This is a genomic window from Arthrobacter sp. HMWF013 (assembly GCF_003061105.1).
In the GTDB taxonomy this organism is placed as follows: Bacteria; Actinomycetota; Actinomycetes; order Actinomycetales; family Micrococcaceae; genus Arthrobacter.
This window is the reverse complement of record NZ_QAIQ01000670.1, coordinates 1-4,289: the sequence shown is the minus strand read 5'-3', so window position 1 is coordinate 4,289 and position 4,289 is coordinate 1. Positions and strand designations below refer to the sequence as shown.

General features: G+C 65.7%; 4 protein-coding genes. 1 reads left to right on the top strand and 3 read right to left on the bottom strand.

Annotated elements, in window-relative coordinates; genetic code table 11:
- A partial coding sequence (locus tag DBR22_RS21805; protein WP_146187621.1) for an ATP-dependent helicase occupies positions 1 to 1,209 on the bottom strand: 1,209 nt, incomplete at its 3' end.
- A 60-nt stretch (positions 1,210 to 1,269) separates the two neighbouring features.
- A complete protein-coding gene (gene nudC, locus DBR22_RS21800) occupies positions 1,270 to 2,292 on the bottom strand; it encodes an NAD(+) diphosphatase (protein ID WP_108600700.1) in 1,023 nt (340 codons plus the stop codon).
- Between the two features lie 151 nt (positions 2,293 to 2,443).
- Between nudC and DBR22_RS21795 the strand changes: the two genes are divergently transcribed.
- Positions 2,444 to 3,691 carry a macrolide 2'-phosphotransferase gene (locus DBR22_RS21795; RefSeq protein WP_108600699.1) on the top strand — a complete coding sequence of 416 codons (1,248 nt, stop codon included), beginning with the start codon at positions 2,444 to 2,446 and terminating at the stop codon, positions 3,689 to 3,691.
- Here DBR22_RS21795 and DBR22_RS21790 read toward each other — a convergent pair.
- Positions 3,678 to 4,289, bottom strand: a 612-nt coding sequence (locus tag DBR22_RS21790; protein WP_146187620.1) for a RecB family exonuclease, incomplete at its 5' end; no start/stop codon positions are given. The genes DBR22_RS21795 and DBR22_RS21790 overlap by 14 nt on opposite strands.

Below are 4,289 nucleotides of genomic sequence, written 5' to 3'. Positions count from 1 at the left end.
GAACCGTTCACCGCCACGAAGCTGGTACCCGATCCCGGCCGCAGCCAGCGCCTGCTCATAGGCTTCGGACTGCCCGTTGGTGCGGAACAGGACGGCGACCTGGCTGGCGGGAGTGCCGGCGTCGAGCAGTTCCCGGACCTTGAGGGCCACGGTGGCAGCTTCAGCTTCGTCGTCGGTGCATTCGGTGAACTGCGGTACCGGCCCTGCCGGCCGCTGCGCGACGAGCTGAAGTGGGGTGGCCCAGGCGGCATCGGCAACCGGTCCGCCGCTGCGCCGCGCCGCCAGGAGATCGTTTGCCAGCTTCACCACCTGTGGCGTGGAACGGTAATCACGGATCAGCTTCACCACGTTGGCTTCCGGATACAGCGCTTTGAAACCCAGCAGGTGCTTGGGCGACGCGCCGGTGAAGGAGTAAATCGTCTGGCTGGCGTCGCCGACAACGCACAGCTCGTCACGGCCGCCAAGCCACAGTTCCAGGAGACGCTGCTGCAGCGGGGAAACGTCCTGGTACTCATCCACCACAAAGTGCCGGTACTGTTCGCGGACTGTGGCGGCGACCTTCTGGTCCTCCTGCAGGATGCCTACGGTGATCAGGAGCACGTCTTCAAAGTCGATGACGTTGCGGTCGGTCTTGACGTCCTCATAGGACTGGAAAACCCGGGCGACGGCGGTGAGGTCGAACCCGCCGGGGGTTCCCCTCCCCTGTGCATTCTCAAGGTAGTTCGCGGGGGTCAGCATGGAGACCTTGGCCCACTCGATCTCCGAGGCGAGGTCCCGGATGGACGCGCGGTCGGTGCTGAGCCTGAGCCGGCGGGACGCCTCCGCGATCATCTGGGCTTTGTGGTCCAGCAGATTCGGCAAGGTACCACCCACGGCCTGCGGCCAGAAGAACTGCAATTGCCTCAAGGCGGCGGCGTGGAACGTCCGGGCCTGCACATTGCCCACGCCCAGGTCCCGGAGCCTGCTGCGCATCTCCGCCGCTGCCCTTGCCGTAAACGTCACAGCCAGGAGCCGCTGTGGGCTGTACACACCTGAGTGCACGCCATAGGCGATCCGGTGCGTGATGGCCCGGGTCTTTCCGGTGCCGGCACCGGCCAGGACGCACAAGGGCCCGTTGAGCGTGCTGGCGACCTCGCGCTGTTCGGCATCAAGTCCCCCCAGGATGCGTTCCTCGAGGGACTCTGCGCTGTCAAAATTCTCTGTGGTCACTTCTGCTGCTCTGTTGTCGCGACGGCCACGTGCTGGCGTCTGGCCAATGGGTGTTGCGTATCAGGCGTCGGCCCGGTCCATGATCCGGCCGCCGTACCAGTGCTCAATCAGGGAGCGGGCAATCGAAAGCCTGCTGGAGATGGTGATCTCCCCCGCCAGTACCGCTTCCTGGAGTTCCTCCCGGCTGAACCAACGTGCCCGGGTCACTTCCACGCCGTCGGGCTTCGCCTCGTGGTCTGCGGTGACAGCGGTGAAACCAAGCATAAGGGAGGCCGGGAACGGCCACGACTGCGATCCGAGGTACTGGCATCCGGTCACCCTGACCCCCACTTCCTCGTGGATTTCTCTGACCACAGCCTGTTCCAGGGACTCACCGGGCTCAACAAAACCCGCGAGCGTTGAATAGTTCCTGGCATCGACCGGTCCTCCGCCACCCAGCAGGAGCCTCCCGTCCGGACCAACGACCGTGACGATGATGGCGGGATCAGTCCTCGGATAGTGCTCCGAGCCGTCCTGGGGGCAGCGCCGGACCCAGCCGCCGGCCTCAACAGTGGTGGGAACTCCGCACCGGGGACAGTGGGTATGGCCTGCGTGCCAGTTGGCGATGGCACTTGCTTCAACAAACAGGGCAGTATCCGTCGGGGCAAGGACTGACGCCACGTCCCGGAAACCGGCCCAGGAAGCGTCGGACGGGATCCCTGCCGTGCCCGGATCCAACGGCGCAGCCAGGACAAAAAGGACAACCCCGGTGCCTGCGGGGAGGTCTGAGCCGGCCAATGCAGCGCCGAGGTAGATGACCAGGTCCGGGGCCGATCCCACGTCCCTCAATGCGGCGAGCAGATGTGGGGCAGATGAAAGCCACAGCGTGTTGCCCTGCACCACGGCCTGCCGGCCGGAAAGGACTACGGCCAGGGTGTCTTCCTGTTCGAGGAGACCGTCCACCATGCCTGGCCGGACCCGCTCTGCCGATCCGCGGTCAACCAGGGCCGGCCGCACCGGAAGCACGGTATCGAAAAGGTGGTTGGCCGGCAGATCGACTGCCTGCGCCGGGTAGGCCGGTGTTGCGGACTCGGCATGACTCATGTGTCCACCGTACTGACTCGAACCGACAATTTACATTCAGCGGTCTCCTTCCGGGGGCAGGGCCCGCTCCGGAGCGGAGTTTTGGAGCATATCTTCGGACTCGCCGCCCGCGCATCATCGTCTTGGACGCCAGTCAATCTACCGTGGAATGGTGAGAAGAAAACCGATCGAACTGGCAGCCGTTGCAACCGCGGCAGTCCCCGGGCTAACGCCAACAGCTGTCAGCTCCGCTGCGGACGATCCCGCGGATTTCGACTCCGCACTGCTCCTTGACTCGGAAGGCAAGCGGTGGAGGGTCAGGTCGCCGAGGCACGCTGAAGCCAGCGCCCGGCTGGAAACGGAATTCCTGGTGCTCCGCGCTTTCGCACCGGCCATCCGGGCTGAGTTGCCGTTCCTCATGCCCACTGTGGCCGGCAGCGTACGGCTGGGCAGCCTCAGCACCTTTGTGTACTCCCACCTGGCCGGCAGTACCCGCAGTGTTGAGGAACTCACCGCCGGGCCGGACGTGCTTGCCCGGGAGATCGGGGCCACTCTTGCGGCAATCCATGATCTGCCGCAGTCCCTGGTCAGCAACGCCGACCTGCCCAGCTACACCCCGAACGAATTCCGGCAGCGCCGGCTGAACGAACTCGACCAGGCAGCCACCACCGGGAAGATTCCGGCGTTGTTGCTGCTCCGCTGGGAACACGCCCTGGAGGACGTCTCGTTGTGGCGGTTCAACCCGTGTGTGGTCCACGGCGACCTCCATGAGGACAACCTGCTCGTGGAAGGCAGCCGCGTCACGGCGGTAACAGGCTGGACGGACCTGCGGATCGGCGATCCCGCCGACGACTTCGCGTGGCTTGTTGCCTCCAACGAACAGGACTTCGTGGATGCCGTCCTCTGCAGCTATACCCGGGCCCGCCGCGACGCTCCCGATCAGCACCTGCTCCGGAGGGCTGCACTGTCCGCCGAATTCGCCTTGGCGCAGTACCTGGTGAAGGGCATCGCAGCCGGGGACCGCGCCATGGTCGCCGAGGCTGAAGGCATGCTGGAGACCCTCGCATCCGACATCGCAGAGCACGGCGGCCAGGCAATCAGCGTCGAACCGCTGCCCGGCCAGGAAGCACCGGCCGTCACGGTTGTCCCAACCCCTGCAGTAAGTGCCGTTCCGTCTCCGGCGGTCACAGTGGTCCCGGTACCCGGGCTGCCGGAACAGCCGGCCTCGGCCCTGCCTGCCGTAGAAGTGGGGCCCATCCCCGCGGACCCCGAGCCGGCCGGCAGCGAAGCGGAGGAGCCATCCCCGGCGGCGCAAGCATCCCCGGCAGGGAACGAACCTGCAAACGACAAACCGGCTCTCAGGTCTGCCGACGACACGTCCACGGCGGCCATCAGCATCATCGACGTCACAAGGCGCTGACGCCCAGCGCAGTGCCAACAATCTTTTCGAGCTCTTCGGCTGAACCCAGATCGTGCGGCCGCACCACCTGGTTGTCCGCCACATAGAAGAAGGCAGCCCTGACGTCGTCAAGTGGCACACCCTTCAGCCTGGCCCAAGCGAGCCGGTAGACGGCCAGCTGGACCGACTTCGCCCTGAGCTGCGCCGCTGAAGGCCGGCGCCCGGTTTTCCAGTCCACGAGGTCCCATCTGCCATCGGCATCGCGGAAGACGGCGTCAATGCGCCCGCGGACCACAACCTCGCCGACCCGGGTTTCCACGGGCACTTCGACAAACGCAGGCGATCGGTCCGCCCACTCGGATGCTTTGAAGGTCGCCACCATGGCATCCAGATCGTAGGCTGCATCAATATGCTCATCAGAACCCGGCGCCTCGCCGAGGTCCAGCATTCCCGCAGCACCGAAGTATTCCTCCACCCAGGAGTGGAACGCTGTTCCCTTCCGGGCGGACATGCCAGGCTCACGCGGTACGGGCCTTCGCAGGCGGCCCACCACGCTTTGGGGATCCTCGCCGAGATCCACCAGGGTGGACGCAGAAATATGCCCGGGCAGGTGCACATC

Excerpts from the sequence above, each read along its gene's own strand:
- nudC (WP_108600700.1), bottom strand. The coding sequence starts at position 2,292 with ATGAGTCATGCCGAGTCCGCAACACCGGCCTACCCGGCGCAGGCAGTC.